This window comes from Pseudomonas sp. HOU2 (assembly GCF_040729435.1).
Lineage (GTDB): Bacteria > Pseudomonadota > Gammaproteobacteria > Pseudomonadales > Pseudomonadaceae > Aquipseudomonas.
Genome location: NZ_CP160398.1, coordinates 240,456 through 258,128 on the forward strand (window position 1 = coordinate 240,456; position 17,673 = coordinate 258,128).

The 17,673-nt window shown below is 59.5% G+C and carries 14 protein-coding genes; 6 read left to right on the forward strand and 8 right to left on the reverse strand.

The features are described 5' to 3' along the window. Positions 1-62: 62 nt before the first annotated feature. The 3 genes from ABV589_RS01095 (at position 63) to ABV589_RS01105 (ending at position 4,163) form a co-directional block, all read left to right on the forward strand. Entirely contained in the window at positions 63-1,517 is a 1,455-nt protein-coding gene (locus ABV589_RS01095; protein WP_367084523.1) for a DUF1254 domain-containing protein, read from the forward strand. 34 nt (positions 1,518-1,551) lie between these two features. After that, entirely contained in the window at positions 1,552-3,045 is a 1,494-nt protein-coding gene (locus ABV589_RS01100; protein ID WP_103367087.1) for a DUF1254 domain-containing protein, read from the forward strand. 83 nt (positions 3,046-3,128) lie between these two features. Beyond that, on the forward strand, positions 3,129-4,163 hold the full coding sequence (locus ABV589_RS01105; protein ID WP_367084524.1) for a hypothetical protein: 1,035 nt from the start codon (positions 3,129-3,131) through the stop codon (positions 4,161-4,163). Positions 4,164-4,341: 178 nt separating this feature from the next. Here ABV589_RS01105 and ABV589_RS01110 read toward each other — a convergent pair whose 3' ends face one another. Further along, positions 4,342-4,611 (reverse strand): hypothetical protein, encoded by a 270-nt coding sequence (locus tag ABV589_RS01110; RefSeq protein ID WP_367084525.1) that lies wholly within the window; start codon positions 4,609-4,611, stop codon positions 4,342-4,344. A 321-nt stretch (positions 4,612-4,932) separates the two neighbouring features. Here ABV589_RS01110 and ABV589_RS01115 point away from each other — a divergent pair, with 321 nt between their 5' ends. The 3 genes from ABV589_RS01115 to ABV589_RS01125 all read left to right on the forward strand — a co-directional run bounded on the left by ABV589_RS01115 (position 4,933) and on the right by ABV589_RS01125 (position 7,236). Next, entirely contained in the window at positions 4,933-5,907 is a 975-nt protein-coding gene (locus ABV589_RS01115; RefSeq protein ID WP_367084526.1) for a quinone oxidoreductase, read from the forward strand. Continuing rightward, positions 5,904-6,842, forward strand: a complete 939-nt coding sequence (locus ABV589_RS01120) for a LysR family transcriptional regulator (protein ID WP_367084527.1) — start codon at positions 5,904-5,906, stop codon at positions 6,840-6,842. The genes ABV589_RS01115 and ABV589_RS01120 overlap by 4 nt, the downstream gene beginning before the upstream one ends. A 151-nt stretch (positions 6,843-6,993) precedes the next feature. Continuing rightward, positions 6,994-7,236, forward strand: a complete 243-nt coding sequence (locus tag ABV589_RS01125; RefSeq protein WP_007967139.1) for a hypothetical protein — start codon at positions 6,994-6,996, stop codon at positions 7,234-7,236. Positions 7,237-7,286: 50 nt separating this feature from the next. Here the strand turns inward: ABV589_RS01125 and ABV589_RS01130 are convergent, their stop codons facing one another. The 7 genes from ABV589_RS01130 to ABV589_RS01160 all read right to left on the reverse strand — a co-directional run bounded on the left by ABV589_RS01130 (position 7,287) and on the right by ABV589_RS01160 (position 17,289). Next, positions 7,287-8,189, reverse strand: coding sequence for a bestrophin family ion channel (locus tag ABV589_RS01130; protein WP_367084528.1), 903 nt, complete (start codon positions 8,187-8,189; stop codon positions 7,287-7,289). Positions 8,190-8,355: 166 nt separating this feature from the next. Further along, a complete protein-coding gene (locus ABV589_RS01135) occupies positions 8,356-9,642 on the reverse strand; it encodes a carbohydrate porin (protein WP_367084529.1) in 1,287 nt (428 codons plus the stop codon). 105 nt (positions 9,643-9,747) lie between these two features. After that, on the reverse strand, positions 9,748-12,153 hold the full coding sequence (locus ABV589_RS01140) for a glucose/quinate/shikimate family membrane-bound PQQ-dependent dehydrogenase (RefSeq protein WP_367084530.1): 2,406 nt from the start codon (positions 12,151-12,153) through the stop codon (positions 9,748-9,750). 205 nt (positions 12,154-12,358) lie between these two features. Next, entirely contained in the window at positions 12,359-12,802 is a 444-nt protein-coding gene (locus ABV589_RS01145) for a TspO/MBR family protein (RefSeq protein WP_367086239.1), read from the reverse strand. 59 nt (positions 12,803-12,861) lie between these two features. After that, complete coding sequence (locus ABV589_RS01150; RefSeq protein WP_367084531.1) at positions 12,862-15,051, reverse strand: ATP-binding protein; 2,190 nt, start codon at positions 15,049-15,051, stop codon at positions 12,862-12,864. Positions 15,052-15,211: 160 nt separating this feature from the next. Further along, on the reverse strand, positions 15,212-16,750 hold the full coding sequence (locus tag ABV589_RS01155; protein ID WP_367084532.1) for a cryptochrome/photolyase family protein: 1,539 nt from the start codon (positions 16,748-16,750) through the stop codon (positions 15,212-15,214). After that, positions 16,747-17,289, reverse strand: coding sequence for a DUF3833 domain-containing protein (locus ABV589_RS01160; protein WP_367084533.1), 543 nt, complete (start codon positions 17,287-17,289; stop codon positions 16,747-16,749). The genes ABV589_RS01155 and ABV589_RS01160 overlap by 4 nt, the downstream gene beginning before the upstream one ends. Positions 17,290-17,673 lie beyond the last annotated feature (384 nt).

Here is a 17,673-nt window from a genome sequence, read left to right on the forward strand (position 1 = left end):
AACAATCTTCCATCAGTAGATTCGTTTGCCGAAAAACCGTCCCAAGCAAGGATGCCTTCCGTATGAACAAAACACCTTTATTCGCCAGCGGCCTGCTCGCTACCGCGGTATTGCTCGGCGCAGTTGCCGTGCAGGCACAGACCTCGCCAGTAGTGCAGGTATCCGGCCCCGAAGCCGATGTGAAGGTGACCGAAACCTACGTACGGATGATGGCGCGGGAGGCGTATTTCTGGGGTTGGCCGATGGCCAATATTTATAATCGCCGCCTGAAGTTCAAGGATCTGCCGCAGGCCGGGTTGATGGGGGGCATCGTGCCCGTGGCGCCGATCAACCATCTGTCGATGCTCACCGACTACATTTCACCGGGGGAACGCCTGGTGGCTTGTCCGAATCAGGATGTGGTCTACGGTGCGGGCAGCATTGCGCTGGATATCGAACCGGTGGTGATTCAGGTGCCGGACTTTGGCGACCGGTTTTGGGTTTATCAGGTGGTTGACCTGCGCTCCGACAGCTTCGCCGAGCTAGGAAAGATGTACGCCACCAAACCGGGCTTCTATCTGTTGGTGGGGCCGGACTGGAACGGCAAGGTGCCTGAGGGCATCACCCAGGTGTTTCGTGCAAAGACCAACACCGGTTTCGTGATTCCGCGGGTCTTCCAGGACGATACGGCCGAAGATCGCAAGGCCATTCAACATTATCTGTCGGGCATCGACATGTACCCGCTGTCCAAATACGACGGCAAACTCAAGCAGCGTGACTGGAGCCAGTCGCCGAAATTCCCCGCCGAGGCCTCGGGTGACGAGGAAACGCGTTGGGTGCTGCCGGAAAAGTTCTTCGATGAGCTGCCGGCGATTCTCAAGGACGCCAAACCGCTACCGGGAGAAGAGGCGCGCTATGCGCAATTGGCGGTGCTGGCACAAATTGCCCAACGTGATCCCGAGCTGAAAAAAGCCATGATCGACGAGGCGCAAAAGTCTGATGCAGACGTGGTCAAGCCGTTGTTGCAGTTCCGCAACTACGGGAAGCAATTGCCCAATCACTGGAGCACCATCGTCAACGGCGCAGCGTTCGGCACGGACTACTTCCTGCGTACGGCAGTTGCCCGGTCGAACATCTTCGTCAACAAACAGATCGAGACCAAGTACTTCTACCAGGATCTCGACGAGTCCGGCACCCGACTCAACGGCGCGCAGCGCTACAGCGTGACCTTCCCCAAAGGCGCGCTGCCGCCGGTCAAGGGTTTCTGGTCGCTGACGCTGTACAACCAGCAGCATTTCTTCGCCGAAAACCCGCTGGGCCGTTATTCCCTCGGCACCAAGAACAAGTCGCTCAAGACCAACGCCGATGGCTCGCTGACGCTCTACGTGCAGAGCGATTCGCCGGGCGCCGACAAGGAAAGCAACTGGCTTCCGGCGCCGAAGGGCGCGGACTTCTCGCTCTATGTTCGCGCCTACTGGCCGGAAGCGGCCGCGATGAATGGCCAGTGGACGCCACCGGCGGTGGTCAAGGTCAACTGAACCGATTTCCCAACTGCGTTCATAAGGACAGCCCATGAACCGTTTGCGCACCTCATTGACGGCCCTGGCCGTAAGCCTCTCCCTAAGCGGCCTCGCCGATGCCGCGACGCGCTATGAAGAACTGGCCAATCAGCCTTTTGAAAAAGGCTTCCCGACCGAAGCGACCGCGCGCAGCCTGATCGATGAGCTGGTGTTCCAGCGCGCCGTGCAGTCGTATCTGTGGGCGCTGCCGGCGATCAATATCTGGTCGATGAAGGAAGCGTCGGAAAAGCAGTTCGGCGCGGGCTACAACATCCTGCCGACCTGGAAAAAACGCATCAACGCCAAGACTCTGGTGACCACGCCAAACTCCGACCTGGTCTACGCCATGAGCTATCTGGATCTGGCGAAGTACGGCCCGTTGGTGGTCGAAGCACCGCCCGGCGTGCAGGGCATGTTCGATGATTTCTTCCAGCGGCCGATTGTCGGGCCGACCATCGACGGCAGAACCTGGCGCGGTGACGTTGGCCTGGCGGGTCCCGACAAGGGCAAGGGCGGCACCTATGTGCTGCTCCCGCCCGATTACAAAGGGCCGGAGCCGACCGAGGGATTCGTCTATCGCTCGCGCACCAACAACGTCTTCCTGTTCTGGCGGACCTTTTTCAAGGACCCGAAAGACCTCAGCGTGCCGGTAGCCGAAGTCGAGCGTACGAAGATTTATCCGCTGGGCAAGAAGGACTCGGCGCTGCCGATGCAATTCCCCGACGCCACCGGCGCACCGATCAACATGCTGTTCCCCGAGGACGGTCGTTACTTCGACATGCTCTCGCGTTTCATCGACGCCGAAGCCGTCGATCCGGCGGACATGGACATGCGCGGCTTCCTGCACACCCTGGGCATCGAGAAGGGCAAGCCCTTCGCCCCGGATGCCGAACGACGCAAGCTGCTGGATGACGCCGCGCGTACCGCGTTCAAGATGAGCAAGGTGGTGACCAGTCACCTGCTGTACAAAGAGCCGGGCGGTCTGTACTACAAGGATCGTCAATACGTGAACACGTTTGCCGGAGAGAACACCGAGTTTCAGTCCAGCGGCAGCTTCACCAATCTTGAGCAGCGCGTGGCGTTCTTCACCTCGGCCTATTCCGACAGCCCCGGCATGGTCATGAACATGGTCGGTGCCGGTGCCAAGTATCCCGCGACTACCCGAGACGCCGAGGGCAAGTTCCTCGACGGCGCCCAGACCTACAAGCTCAACCTCCCGGCCAATGTCCCGGCGGCGTTGTTCTGGTCGGTCACCGCCTACGACAACCTGACCGCGTCAGGTCTGGACAACGGCCAGCCGTTCCCGTCCCTCAATCAAATGGATAAACCGGCGCAAAACAGCGACGGCTCCACCGACATTTACTTCGGGCCGACATCTCCAGGTGAAGGCAAGAACTGGATCAAGACCGTACCGGAGAAAGGCTTCCTGGTGATCGTGCGGTTGTATGGGCCGAAGCAGGCGTTTTTTGACCAGAGCTGGAAGCCAAGCGATCTGATCAAACAATAGAAGCTCCCCGGAAGTGAACACTTGGACCCTGCGCCTTCAGTACGCCTGGTGAAATGGAGGGCAAATCGATGCCATCGATAAGGATGCGATCAAGTCTGACACTCTGCGGGGCGGTGCTCAGTGGCTTGGCCTGTGCCGCCAGCCCTCTGCCGAAACTGGGTTCCCCGTCAGTTGCAGGGGCCAAGGTCGATCCGGAAAAATGCCACCAGCTACGACAGGACTTCGACATTGACCTGAAAGAAGTGGTCAAGGCCGGCTGCGAACCGTCCACCGAACAGATATCCAGACTGATGGACAACCCGGTGGGCAACCTTGTTCTGCTGTTCAACCAGTACGATTACACCGCGCTCAAAGGTCCGCACAGCAACGGCACACGGATGCTCGGCAAATACAGTTTCATGCCGACCTTTCCGATCTCTCTTGGCGAAGACTGGAACCTGATCAACCGCCTGCCGATCAGTTACGTCAGCGCCCCGGTCAACCGCAAGGCCGGTAACCTGATTGGCATGGGCCCCAACGAGATTCTGCACGATCGCGGTGACTTCACCTCGGTCGTGCAGGACCCGTTCGACCGTACCAGCGGTTTCGGCGACCTGGCCTACGTCGGCGTGTTTTCGCCCAAGGAGCCGATCCGCTTTGCCGGGGGTGGCAAGATGGTCTGGGGCTTCGGTCCGACCGCGATGTTTCCGACTGCCGAAGAAGACGTGCTCGGTACGGGAAAATATTCGCTGGGCCCGGCGTTCGTCGCCGCGTACCTCGGCCCGGACTGGACCCTTGGCGTGTTCCCGCAGCACTGGTGGTCGGTTGGCGGTGATAGCAAGCGCAAGGATGTCAGCCTGACCAATGTGCAGTACTTCATTCAGCGGGCGATTCCCGGGCCGGAACAGTGGCGCATCGGCATGACCCCCAACGTCACGGTCAACTGGAAGGCCGAGGGCGGCAACAAAGTCACGTTTCCCATCGGGATCGGCGCTGGGCGAATTTTCAATTTCGGCAAGTTGCCGGTGAGGATCTCCGGGGAAATTCAGTACTCGGCGATTCATCCGGATGACCTGATCAGCAGCCGCTGGAATTTCCGGCTGTCGTTCATTCCGGTCATTCCTACCTTTATGTTTTGAGGATTACCCCAGGCCGGGGCGTGCATGTGCGCGCATCAGAGCGGAGGATTTGTGGGGCGGGGCAGAGACGCGGTTGCGGCAGTGGGTCAATCGGCGGCCGTAAGGTCTGTCGTGTTGGCTCCTACAGGTGCTGGTGCGCGCTCAGCACTCAAGTCACGCACCAGACTCGTTTGAATAATTACCACTGACCGCTTCCGACGCAGGCGATTATTTCCCAGCCACTGAATTCCCACCAGGAATAGCGCTCATCAGAGCAACTTCTGGCCAGGCTGGCCGTCTGGATTTCTCCGGCTTTTCGCTGGGTTGCGAAAGGCGTGTCAATCGAGGCGGTCGCCTGCTTGACCGTCTGTGGAGTAGTGATGGTCGTTGGATGCACGGCAGCGTTTGTGACCGTTGCGGCGAGAGCGAGTGTCGCGGCGATGGCCAGAGTAGTCATGGACTTTTTCATGTTCGAATCCTTTCAGTTAGCTGACAGCGGGCTTAAACATTGGCCCCGACCTGCCTTCTGAACAGATCGGGCATTCGCGTATGTCACGCCAGAAAAGCCTATCACTGCGCTATCTGCGGAACAGTCGCACAACCGTGCTATTGACAATTTTGAACCGTTGGTATTTACAGCGCCGCAACTGATGCAGCGCTCCATTCCATGATGTTATTGCTGCAAATCATGCATTAATGTCGTGCAGTCAGCCCGTCTTGTTCATCGGCAAGTCAGTTCTCACACTAGCGGCATCTGTTTGGAAGACTTCTGATCTTAGAGGAAACGACCATGGTATCCGCTATCCGCTTTAATCAGTTCGGCGCGCCTGATGTATTGAGTCTGGAAACGTTGAGCGAACAATTGCCCGGGCCAGGTGAGGTCTGGATTGAACAGGACGCCATCGGGGTCAATTTCCTCGATGTGACTCAACGCAAGGGTGCGGTGCCTGTTGCGCTGCCATCCGGACTCGGATTGGAGGGGGCCGGGCGAGTCGTCATCGTGGGTGAGGGCGTCAGCAATGTGCGCGTTGGTGATAGGGTCGCTTATGCCACTGGGCCCATTGGCTCATATGCTTCGGCCCGACTTTATCCAGCCGAGCGACTGGTGAAGATACCCGACACCTTGTCGTTCGATGGTGCCGCAGCTGTCATGTTCAAAGGCATCACTGCGCAGTACCTGTTAAAAACCACCTATCCAGTGGCACAGGGCACCACAGTCCTGATCTATGGCGTGGCTGGAGGATTGGGGGAAATCATGGTGCCATGGGCCAAGCACTTGGGGGCGACAGTGATCGGTGTGGTTTCAAAACAGGCCAGCGTCGAAAAAGCGCTGAGATCCGGTTGTGATGAGGTGTTGGTATTCAATGCCGACAACCTGGCGTCTGAGGTCAGCCGTCTTACCCAGGGCAGAAAGGTTGACGTGGTCTACGACCCTATTGGTCGTGCGTCTTTCCAGGCGTCTTTGGATAGTCTCCGGCCACGCGGGCTGATGGTTTCGTTCGGGGCCTCGTCAGGTGCTCCCTCGGCTGTAGAACTGTCGACGCTCAACGCTAAAGGCTCGCTGTTCCTCACACGTCCTTCACTGGCAGCACACACCGCCAGTGCCTGTGAGTACCAGGAACGGGCGCAGGATGTGCTGGCCGCCGTAGGCGCAGGTATTATCAAGCCCAGGATTTGGGCCAGCTACGCTCTGAAAGATGCATCGCAGGCGCATACGGCATTGGAGTCGGGGCAGTCATCGGGGGCGATCATTCTAAAACCATGAATCTTGATGTTCTGAATAGTCAGCACAGTGACGAAATCGCTGCGTTTCTGGCCGTTGCCTCGCAAGGCTCGTTTGTCGCTGCAGGTCGGCTCCTGCAGCGACACCCAACCGTCGTATCGAAACGACTGGCCTCCATGGAAAAGCGCCTCGGTGTGCGTCTCGTCGAGCGTTCAACCCGTCAGGTTCGAATTACGCCAGTAGGTGCCAAGCTTGAGCAGCATCTGCGCTCGGCCATCAACCTGATGAATGAAGCGCAAAAGCAGGCGACGCAAGGTGCCAGCGAAGTTCGAGGAACGTTGCGGCTTGCACTGCCGGCAGCCATGGGACGGCGCTGGCTTGGCCCGATGTTGCCGGAGTTTCTCAAGGAGCATCCGCACGTTTCGATCCTCGCAGACTACAGCGAACGTCTGGTCGACATCATCGACGAAGGATTCGACGCTGCGATCCGAATCGGAGAGCTGGAAGACAACCGACTGATCGCCAAACGGTTAAGTGACCACCGCCGGATCCTCGGCGCTTCGCCCGCTTACATAGAAAAGCATGGCATGCCCGACCATCCACACGATCTGATCAAGCACAATTGCCTTCGCTTTAGTGGCCTTGCGTCTTTTCCGCAATGGAGGCTTTTTCGCGGTAGCGAGTTGCAAACAGTTGCGCCAAAAGGAAACCTCACGGCCAACGACAGCGAATCGTTACTTGCCGCCGCTTGCGCTGATTCAGGGATACTCGGCGCAGGCGAATGGCTGATGCGCCATGACATTGCTGCAGGAAAATTGCTTCACGTTCTTCCGGACTGGCAACTCGACACCGCTGGTGGGGTTTACCTGGTCAGGCCGTCAGCCAAGTTTCCCAGCGCCGTGGTAATAGCCTTCAAACAGTGGATCGAGTCAAAGTTTACCCCTGCGCCTCCATGGGCTATTTGCCGGCCTGATTGAAATCCACCTCAAAAATTGCTGGCCTCTTGGTTAAACGCTCTCCAACTCTAAATAATCTGAACCCCGCCCGAACGCCCACGCCTAACGATCAGCTTGTGTTCATTCGCACAGGCCCGGTGCCAATACCGGCACATTCCGAGAGGTGGTCAACGTGGCTAAAGACGAGAAGAAAAGCAAAAAAGACGATGCTTCGAAAGCCAGCAAGGACTTGAAAGACAAAAAGTCTTCGCCGGAAAAGAAATCAGCGGCAGCTTCGGCGCTTTCCAAGTCTTCCGACAAGAAAGACAAGAAGAAGGACGCCGAACCGAAAAAGTCTGCAAAAAAAGCCGATAGCAAGCCGGAAAAGGCCAAGGATTCAAAGAAGGCTGACAAGCCGGCGAAAAAGAAGAAGTAATCCCTGCGACTCGCCAGGGCTTTACGCCCTGGCGTCCCTCAAATCGATCTTCAAGCCGTTTCTTCAACCCTGCGCGCATCCCCCAACGAATCACGCTGCATCGACTGCAGGTTTTTCTCGATGGTTTCGCACAGGGCTTCCATCTGGATCTGGTGTTCGCTGTGACGAAACGGGCTTTGCAGGTCAGTGCCGATGCGTTCGATCGCCAGCAGCATGAAGCCCACCACCGTCGAGGCCAGCGGCGTGAACCAACCCAGCGATTCCACCAGCCCCACCGGCACAATCAGGCAGAACAGCGAGATAAACAGGCGCGGAAAATACACATAGGGGTAGGGCAGCGGTGTGTTGGCAATTCGCTCCATCCCGCCCTGGCTGTTGGACAGCTCGACCATCGTCGATTCCAGCCGTGCCAGCCGAATGCTGTCGAGGCGCCCGGCCTTGTATTCCCGGGCCAGCAACGCCGCGGAACCGGTGAGGATGTCGTTGGCAAAGTTGTTGGTGGTACCGCTGCGGGCGAACTCATCCGCCGGGATAAACGCGCGGACTTCTTCCGGGCAAGGCTGACCTTGCAGATGCGCGGCGAGGCAATTGACGTAGGCCACATGACGGCGCAACAGCGTCGCTTTCACCGGGTTCACTTCGGTGTCGGGATCATCCAGCAGCGTCAGCACCTGCCGGGCGAAGCTGCGCGAGCTGTTGATCATCATGCCCCACAGGGTTCGCGCTTCCCACCAACGGTTGTAAGCGCTGCTGTTGCGGAAACTGATTAGCACCACCAGCGCTGAACCGAGCAGCGTCAGCGGCATCAGCGGCAGGTTGATCTTGGCGTTGAGGAACAACATGAAGTCGACGGTGACGGCGATGTCCCAGAGCAACAGCCAGAACAGCGACCAGCCCACGTAGCCCATGGTCTTGATGATCAAACGGTATTTTTTGACGATGGCTGCTTTCAAACGGAAACCTCGTGGCGAGCGGTAAGCGTTAACGCCTTAGCTCGGACGCAGGTTTGGGGGTAAAGGTTCGGTGTCGACTGAGCATCTTGGTTACGACAATTTTCAGGCAATAAAAAACCCGGTCATTACGCCGGGTTTTTTATTGCCTGCAGTTCTGCCAGAAGACTCAAAGTGAGGCTTTCACCTGCAAGCCAAACACCAATGCACTGTCGATGTCCTGCCCGGAAAACGCGCCCGGTTCGATGATGTATTGCAGGTTCGGGCGCAGCGTCAGCCAAGGCGTGGCCTGATAGCCGTAGCCAAGTTCGATCAACTGCTCGCCACTGTCCAGATTCGGGAACTGCGTGCCGTTGGCCATGGCGGCGTCCTGCTGTACGTCGCGGCTGCGCGGGTTAGGCACGGCGCGGCCGTAGCCCAGAGCGACGGTGTCGCGTGGGCGACCTTCGAACGGCTTGTACAGCACCAGACCGGTGCCGTACCACTTGCTGAATGGTGAAGCCGCTTCGCTGGCCGCCGAGTATTGGCCGAACGCATGCAGGCTGCGGCCCTCGGACGTTGGCGAACTCCATACGGCTTGATCGATCAGCAAGTAGTGACCGCCACGGCCGGAGACTTCTTTGTCGCTGCCGATGCGTTTCACGTCGGAGCTGTCGTAGTAGTAACCGAGCTTGTATTCGCCGGGCAATTGGCCCGCGTGCTTGTACACCAGCTCGATCGGCACCACGGTGCCGGTGGTGTGTTTCGGGCCCAGATGCCAGGCGCGGCTGGAGTTGCCGTTGCTTTCCGGGTCGACATTGAACGCGGCAACGCGCAGTTGCCATGACGGCGACAGGTCGTATTTCACCCGTACGCCCAGGTGCGCGTTCGGGTAGTTGGTCCAGCCGCTGCCGCCGGACATGTTCAGCGGATGGCCGCAGAAACCGGCGTTCATGAAGTTGCACAGAATTCCGCTGTCGAGGCCGCCGAGGTCGTTGCCCATGGCCATGTAGCCCAGCTTCACGTTGAGCGCCGGGGTGAACAGGCTGCGCTCGTAGCTGAGTTCGGTCAGGCGGGTGTAGAGGCCGCCGTAGTTTTCCTGGATCGGCAGACGGTTGCCAACCAGATCTTCGGAGGCGCTGTTGCCGCGACGGTCGTTGATGGTGAGCTGAACCTTGCCGGCGTTCTCCACGCCATACAACTTGCTCAGGTCGAACTGCGCGCCGAGCTTGATGTTCTGCGAGTAACGGCCGGAGCGGTGCAGACCGCCATCGGCGTTGTAAGCCATTTCGCCGGTGTAATCGCCGGTGAACTTGATCCCGTCTTGTTCCATCTGCTGGCGCAGACCGCCCCAGTCACCGGTCAGGGTGTTACGGGTCAACAGGTTCGAATCAGTATCGGCGAAGGCGGGCAGGGTGGTGCAGGTCAGGCCCAACAGCACGCCGTTGACCCAGCCGTTACGAGTAAAACCAAACATGGAGATCTTCCTGCTCAAAGCTGTAGCGATATCGGAAAGCGGCGCGGCACCCTCAGGTGCCGCGCGCAAAAAGAAAGCGCCCGTGTTCAGCACGGGCGCTGCGGTTTACGGCAAGGCGTAAGCCATCACGTAATCGCCGCGATCGGTCGACTGACGTGCACCGCCGGCGGTGATGACGATGTACTGCTTGCCGGTCTTCGGTGAAACGAAAGTCATCGGGCCGCCCTGACTGCCGACCGGCAGACGCGCTTTCCAGATTTCTTCGCCATTGGCGCTGTTGAAGGCGCGCAGGTAGAAGTCCTGGGTACCGGCGATGAAGATCAGGCCACCTTGGGTCGACAGGGTGCCGCCGAGGGTTGGCAAACCGATCTTGATCGGCAGGTGCATGCGGATGCCCAGTGGACCGGTGTCTTCAACGGTGCCGACCGGAACCTGCCACGCGACTTTCTGGGTCTTCATGTCGATCGCGGTCAGGGTGCCGAACGGCGGAGCCTGGCAAGGAATGCCGGCCACCGACAGGAAGCGGTTTTTGTTCACCGCGTAAGGCGTGCCTTTGAGCGGTACCGCGCCCATGCCGGTGTTCAGCGCTTCACCACCGGACGAGGCTTGAGCCTTGTTCTGCGACGGGATCATCTGAATCCACAGACCCAGGCGCATGTCGTTGACGAAGATGAAGCCGTGCACCGGGTCAGTGGAGATGCTGCCCCAGTTCATGCCGCCCAGCGAACCCGGGAAGCTCAGCGATTTGTCGGTACCCGGCGCGGTGTACAGACCGTCGTAACGCATCGATTTGAAATCGATCCGGCACAGCAACTGGTCGTACGGGGTGGCGCCCCACATGTCCGATTCAGTCAGGTGCTGGGCACCGATCTGCGGCATGCCCACCGATTTCGGCTGGGTTGGCGAGTACGGTTCGTTCGGGATGTTCGCGGCTTTGACCGGGACTTCTTTAACCTCGGTCAACGGTTTGCCGGTGGCACGATCGAGCACGTAGATCTGCCCGGCCTTGGTGCCGATGACCAGCGCCGGAACGCTTTTGCCGTCCTTGCTGAAGTCGATCAGGCTCGGCTGCATCGGCAGGTCGAAGTCCCAGAGATCGTTGTGCACGGTCTGGAACACCCAGCGTTCATCACCGGTGGTGGCGTCCAGCGCGAGGATCGAGGCGCCGTAGGTGTGATCGAGCTTGCTGCGCTCGACACCATAAATGTCGGTGGACGAGCTGCCCATCGGCAGGAACACGGTGTTGGTCGCCGGATCGTAGGACATCGGCGCCCAGCTGTTCGGCGTGCTGCGCACATACGTGCTGCCGTCGGCCGGGGCCTGTTTGTCCTGCGGGTTACCCGGGTCGAAGGCCCAGCGCATGGCGCCAGTCATCACGTCAAAACCACGAATCACGCCGCCCGGCATGTCGGTTTGCACGTTATCGGCTACGCGACCGCCGACCACCACAGTGGTGCCGGCCATCAGCGGAGCGGAGGAGAGCTGGTAGTAGCTGTCCGGTACGTCACCGAGACCGGCCTTCAGATCAACCTGGCCGTTGTTGCCGAAACCCTGGCAAAACTCGCCGGTGTCGGCATCGACCGCGATCAGGCGGGCGTCGATGGTGTTGGTCAGCAGACGGCGCTGGCAATTGGCAGCCGGTGCCGGTTTGGCTTCGATGATGCTCGAATTGCTTGGCTGAGCGATGCTCTTGGTCGCATCGAAATAGGCCATGCCACGGCAACGCTGCCAGACTTTCGATTGGGCGTTGATCGCGTTCTTCCACAGCTCTTTGCCGGTGTCGGCATCCAGTGCGATCAGGTTGTTGTGCGGGGTGCAGATGAACACTTTATTACCGATCTGCAGCGGGGTGAGCTGGTCTTCGGCACCGTTGCCATCGCTCTCGGCGACGTCACCGGTGTGGTAGGTCCACGCCACTTTCAGCTTGTCGACGTTGCTGCGGTTGATCTGGTCCAGCGCAGCAAAGCGGCTGCCGCCTTCGGTATTGCCGTAGTGCGCCCAGTCTTTTTGCGCCTTGTCTGGCTCAACCGGGGTCAGGCCCGGGCCAGTGCCGGTCGCGGCAACAGTCGGGTGTGCCACGAACATATTGCCGGCAGCCACCGCCAGTCCCACGGCCAGCACAGCGGCAACGCCGTAAGCGCCACGACCCGGAACACCACCGTTGGCACGCTTGAGCAGCGGATAGACCAGCGTCACCGCCAGACCCACGGCGCTGAACATGAACAGACGCGAGAACACCGGCCAGAACACCAGCCCGGCATCGCTCACCGCCCAGATCGCTGTCCCGACCAGAAATGCCGCAAACAGCCAGGCGCCGGCCGTCTTGAAGCGAGCGATCAGCAGACCGGAGACGGCCATCACCAGACCACCCACGAGGAAGTACCACGACCCTCCCAGGCTGACCAGCTTCACTCCGCCAGCCGCAAGTGCCAGGCCGAGCAGGGCGATGATCACCCCCAGCCCGACCAGAATGAATTTTGATATGCCCGAGAGGCGTTGACTCTGCTTCACGTTGAATGTCCCGTTGAAATGAGGCGTGCATTATATAGATAGGTAACTACCTAGTTAAATCACTAATTCAGTAATGAACTGTTGTTCATTGCGAAATCCCCGTCCTGAGCGGGGACCTGCGCTTTCAAGGGCCTGGAAAGATATTTGAATGCCTGAAAAAGCACCTTTTTGTCAGAAAAAATGGGAGTTATGACAGCCGTCGCCATCAGCTGCGGTTATTGCGCAGAATCGAGAAATTCAACGCCGCCGCCACACACAACCAGGCCAGATAAGGAAACAGGATCAATCCGGTGATCAAATCCAGGCGCAACGCCATAAACACCATCACCGCGACCACCAGCCACAGCACCACAAGGATCATCATGGCAGCGGCCACCTGATGCGCGCCGAAGAACACCGGCGTCCACAACGTGTTCAAGGCAATTTGCGCGGCCCACAGCGCCAGAACCGTCTGACTGCCAGGAATCAGGCTCAAGCGATAACCGGCCCAGGCCAGCAACAGATAGATGATGGTCCAGGCCACCGGAAACGCCCAATTGGGTGGGGTAAAACCGGGTTTGTTCAGCGCTTCGTACCATGGCCCTGGTTTGAAAATCACCCCGGTAGTCGCTGCAGCGCCGCACGCGATCAGAAAAATCAGAAACGTCACCATTTATCACTCCTTGGCCGCAGCCACTTTCTCTGGGATTACAGCGCCGCAACGGTCGCTCATTCGGATTTCATCGCCAGCAGGTCGCTGACCCGCGCCACCAGCGTGTCGACGGCAAACGGCTTGGTCAGCACCTGCATGTCCGGGCCAAGCTGACCGGCACCAATCACCGCGTTTTCCGCGTACCCGGTGATGAACAGGGTCTTCAGGTTCTGGCGGATTTCCCGGCCGGCATCGGCCAGTTGCCGACCGTTCATGCCACCCGGCAAGCCGACGTCGGTGATCAGCAAGTCGATGTGAATGTCCGAGCGCAACATCTTCAGTCCGACCACACTGTCAGCGGCCTCTATCAAGGTGTAGCCGAGATCGCCGAGCACGTCAGTCAGCAGCGCCCGCACGGTAGGCTCGTCGTCCACCACCAGAATCGTCTCGCCAGCCTTGGGCAAGGCGGCCGGCGTGTTGTCCTTGTGATCCTGATTCGGCACGGGCTCGCCATGGTAGCGCGGCAGGTAAATGCACATCTCCGTGCCTTGGCCGACCTGCGAATGCACGCGCACCTGGCCACCGGACTGCTTGGCGAAACCGTAGATCATCGACAGCCCCAACCCGGTGCCCTGGCCCAACGGTTTGGTGGTGAAGAACGGATCGAAGGCCTTGGCGATGACATCGGCGGTCATCCCGGTGCCGGTATCGGTCACGCACAGGCACAGGTATTCGCCCTCGGGCATGTCCAGAGTGCGCGCCGTCTCGCAGTCCAGCGTGCGGTTGGCTGTCTCGATGGTGATGCGCCCGCCATCCGGCATCGCATCGCGCGCGTTGATGCACAGGTTGAGCAGGGCATTTTCCAACTGGCTGGCATCCACCAGCGTCGGCCAGAGCCCCGGCGCGCCGAGGGTTTCCAGAACGATGCTGGGGCCGACCGTACGCTGGATCAGTTCGGTCATGCCGGTCATCAGCGTGTTGACATCGGTCGGTCGCGGATCGAGGGTCTGGCGCCTGGAGAACGCCAACAGACGGTGGGTCAGGGCGGCGGCTCGCTTGACCGCGCCCTGGGCGGTCACCATGTACTTGTCGACCTCATTCAGCCGGCCCTGGCTGATGCGTGCGCCCATCAACTCAAGTGCGCCGGAAATGCCGGCCAGCAAATTGTTGAAGTCATGCGCCAGACCCCCGGTCAGTTGGCCGACGGCCTCCATTTTCTGCGACTGGCGCAGTTTCTCTTCGGCTTGCATCAACTCTGAAGTGCGCGATGACACGCGCTGCTCCAGCGTATCGTTGAGCGCGCGCAATGCAGCGATGGCGCGGTCGCGCTCCGCTTCGACATTGCGCCGTTCCTCGACATCGATCAGCACGCCGGGAAAGCGCAGCGGCGTTCCATCATCGGCACACTCAACACGGCCGTTGGCCTCAATCCACTGATATTTGCCGTCTGTGCGGCGCACACGGTACTGGTGGGAGTAGGCGCCACCACGGCCGATGGCTTCGTTGATCGCGGTGGTCAGTCCATCCTGGTCTTCGGGATGCACGGTCACCATGACTTGTTCGAGGCCGAGCCCTTCGCGGCCCAATGCCGGGTCGAGGTCAAACACCCGGGCGAATGCTTCGTCCACGGCAAAGCGGTCTGTGAGCAGGTCCCAGTGCCAGGTGCCGATAATGGCCCCGGCGGCGAGCGCCAGTTGCACGCGCTCGACGTTCTCCCGCGCCAGCGCTTCACTGGCACGCAAACGCTCCTCGGCGTCGCGCCGCTGGGTGACGTCGTTGAACAGAATGGCGATCTGCCGGTCAGCCGGATCGCCGACCCGTACCGCGCGCACGTCGAACCAGCGTTCGAAGGTGTTGGCATAATTTTCGAAGTTCGCCGGCTCTCCGGTCTTGGCCACGTGGCCATAGGTTTCGAACCAGAAGCTTTCCAGATTGGGCGCGAACTCGGTCACCCACTTGCCGCGCAAGTTGACCCCGCACTGGTGTTCGAACGCCGGGTTGGCTTCGACGAAGTAGTAATCGACGGGTTTATCCTCGGCGTCGAATTTGACCTTGACGATGGCGAACGCCGATTCGATGGTTTCCAGAATGGTGATGAAGCGTGCCTCGCTGCGGGCGAGCGCATCCCGACTGGCTTGCAGTTGCGCCGCCATGTCGCGATCGAGGTCAACGACCTGTGTGTCGACCTGAGTGCTGTGAAGCGCCGCGCGCAATCGCCTTACCTCTGACTCAAGCGCTTCGCGACTAAGGTGTTCAAGGGTATCCATGTGACCTGCTTGGTTGAATTTTCAGGGTCTGGCTTCATAGCGCGCGTAGGCACAACACGAGCAGTTGAACGTTGCGCTCGCAGGGGACTCGAGCGCCGATCATCCGTTGACCGGGCGCGCTGCGCTTAAGTTTCACCACCCGCGCAAGCGGGCGTTCATTTCAGACCGATTCGCCGTTATCCAGGCGCGCCAACAGGTTCTGCCCGCGTTGCCACAGCGCCTCCTGCTTGGCTGGCGGCATGCGGTCGAGGTTCTTGTACATCATTGCCATGCGCTGATTGCCGCGCAGTTGTTCACCGTGGCGCATCAGAAAATGCCAGTACAACGCATTGAACGGGCAGGCATTGTCCGCGGTACTTTCGCTGACCTTGTAGGCGCACCCACGGCAGTAATCGGACATGCGATTGATGTATTGGCCACTGGCGCAATAGGGTTTGGAACCGAGGTAACCGCCATCGGCATGCATGACCATGCCCAAGGTGTTGGGCAGCTCGACCCAGTCGAAGGCGTCCATGTAGATCGCCAGGTACCACTCACATATCTGGCTCGGCGCGATACCGGCGAGCAGGGCAAAATTGCCGGTGACCATCAGCCGTTGAATGTGGTGCGCGTAGGCGTGCTGCAGACTCTGGCCGATGGCCTGGCGCATGCAGTTCATATGCGTGGCGCCGGTCCAGTAGAACTCGGGCAGTGGCCGGTCGTTGCCGAACACATTGCCCAGTGCGTAGTCCGGCATTTTCAGCCAGTACACGCCGCGCACATATTCCCGCCAGCCAATCAGTTGACGAATGAAGCCTTCGGCGGCGTTCAGCGCAATCCTGCCGGCCCAATAAGCCGACTCGACGTCGCTGCACAACTGCCGCAAATCCAGCAGGCCTATATTGAGCGCAGCGCTGATGCGCGCATGAAACAGGAACGGTTCGTCACTGGCCATGGCGTCCTGATAATCGCCGAAGCCTGCGAGGCCATAATCGAGAAAGTATTCCCACAGCGCCTGCGCGTCGGCGTGGGTGACCGGGTAGTTGAAGTCGTCGAGTGCACCGTAATGCTGACTGAAACGCGCCTTCACCAGATCCAGCACTTCGCCGGTAATGGCGTCGTTGCTGAAGCGGATCGGGTAGGGGGCTTTCACGCCTTTGGGCAGGGCCTTGCGGTTCTCTGCATCGAAATTCCACGCGCCGCCCACCGGCGTGCCGTCGCCATTGAGCAGCAAGCGACTCTTGCGGCGCATCTCGCGATAAAAGAACTCCATGCGCAACTGCTTTTTGCCGGCAGCCCAGTTGGCGAACTCGGCGCGACTGCACAGAAAGCGCGTGTCGGCGTGCCAGTAAACGGGCAAACCACAGTCCTTGATCGATTGCTCCAGACGCCAGTCCCCGCACTCGGTGATGTGCACTTCCTCGGCATTCAAGTGTTTCTGCCAACGCTGTAATTCCCCCGGCACCGAGCCGCTGTTGTGCGGATCATCCAGGGTCACGTATTCGACACGAACGCCCCGGTCTCGCAGTGCCTGGGCGAAATGGCGCATGGCGCTGAAGATCAGGGCAATCTTTTGTGGATGGTGCGGCACATGGCTGGCTTCTTCCATGACCTCGACCAGCAGCACAGTGTCGCGTTCGCTATTGAGCGTCTGCAATGAAGCCAGGTCGAAGGACAACTGATCGCCCAGCACCAGGCACAAACGGCGAGTAACGTTCATTCAGTGTGACCGGCGTCAACGCGACGGAAGAACAAGGTCACCTGGCCAACTTCAACCCCGAGCTTGGACATGCTGGTGCGATTGATCAGCGTGTCCTCGTCCATCTGGTACATCCAGTCGTCCATGCTCATTTCGTAGGTCGAGCCGTCGACCGGCAGATTCAGGCGATAACGCCAGTGCAGCGCATTGCCAGCGACCTGACCTGTGGCAACGCCCACCACATCACCCGCACGCCCGCTCCAGCGCCCCTGGCCCTCGGGCGTCAGGGTCCAGACGCGGCGTTGACGCGTGCCGTCGCTGTACAGGAAGCGCTCATCTAGAATCAGGTTGGCGCCTTCACGATGGCTGGCGATGTTGACCTCGAAGCGCTTGACCACTTCCCCTGAGCGTTTTTGAAACATCCCCCAGGCTTTCACGGGTTTGCTGAAAAAGCGCTGCAGGTCCAGCGCCGGTTGCTGATCGGCATAGTGGCTGACATCCACGCTGCCACAGCTCGCTACGCCGAGTGTCAGCGCCAGTAACAGCAGAAATCGGGTCATGGCCTTACTCCCTGAATGCACTCGTGCTGAAGTGAATTAGCTGCTTGTACGGCGTAAAGTGTCTGTACAGGTTTATGACGCTTGTATGAGAGCAAAACCTAAAGTCTGTGCAGCAAGTCATTGAGGCTGAATACAGCTTGAATGCTGCCGACAGCAAGCCATGCGGTTTTCGCCCCGACCTGAGCATTGACAATAAGTTGTACGCGTATTGATGTGTTGTATAGGTATTATTCAAGATAGGCTGAAAAAAACCACCTGACAATGAGTCGGCAATCTTTTTAGTGCAGATGCGAAAATCTCGCAGCGCAGCGCGCGAGGTTGCGGGTGTGGCGGAGGAGAAGGGGAAGCGCTCCCGGTGAGTGGGAGCGCTGTGCGAATTCGCGG

Excerpts from the sequence above, each read along its gene's own strand:
- ABV589_RS01095 (WP_367084523.1), top strand. The coding sequence starts at position 63 with ATGAACAAAACACCTTTATTCGCCAGCGGCCTGCTCGCTACCGCGGTA.
- ABV589_RS01100 (WP_103367087.1), top strand. The coding sequence starts at position 1,552 with ATGAACCGTTTGCGCACCTCATTGACGGCCCTGGCCGTAAGCCTCTCC.
- ABV589_RS01105 (WP_367084524.1), top strand. The coding sequence starts at position 3,129 with ATGCGATCAAGTCTGACACTCTGCGGGGCGGTGCTCAGTGGCTTGGCC.
- ABV589_RS01110 (WP_367084525.1), bottom strand. The coding sequence starts at position 4,611 with ATGAAAAAGTCCATGACTACTCTGGCCATCGCCGCGACACTCGCTCTC.
- ABV589_RS01115 (WP_367084526.1), top strand. The coding sequence starts at position 4,933 with ATGGTATCCGCTATCCGCTTTAATCAGTTCGGCGCGCCTGATGTATTG.
- ABV589_RS01120 (WP_367084527.1), top strand. The coding sequence starts at position 5,904 with ATGAATCTTGATGTTCTGAATAGTCAGCACAGTGACGAAATCGCTGCG.
- ABV589_RS01135 (WP_367084529.1), bottom strand. The coding sequence starts at position 9,642 with ATGTTTGGTTTTACTCGTAACGGCTGGGTCAACGGCGTGCTGTTGGGC.
- ABV589_RS01150 (WP_367084531.1), bottom strand. The coding sequence starts at position 15,051 with ATGGATACCCTTGAACACCTTAGTCGCGAAGCGCTTGAGTCAGAGGTA.
- ABV589_RS01155 (WP_367084532.1), bottom strand. The coding sequence starts at position 16,750 with ATGAACGTTACTCGCCGTTTGTGCCTGGTGCTGGGCGATCAGTTGTCC.
- ABV589_RS01160 (WP_367084533.1), bottom strand. The coding sequence starts at position 17,289 with ATGACCCGATTTCTGCTGTTACTGGCGCTGACACTCGGCGTAGCGAGC.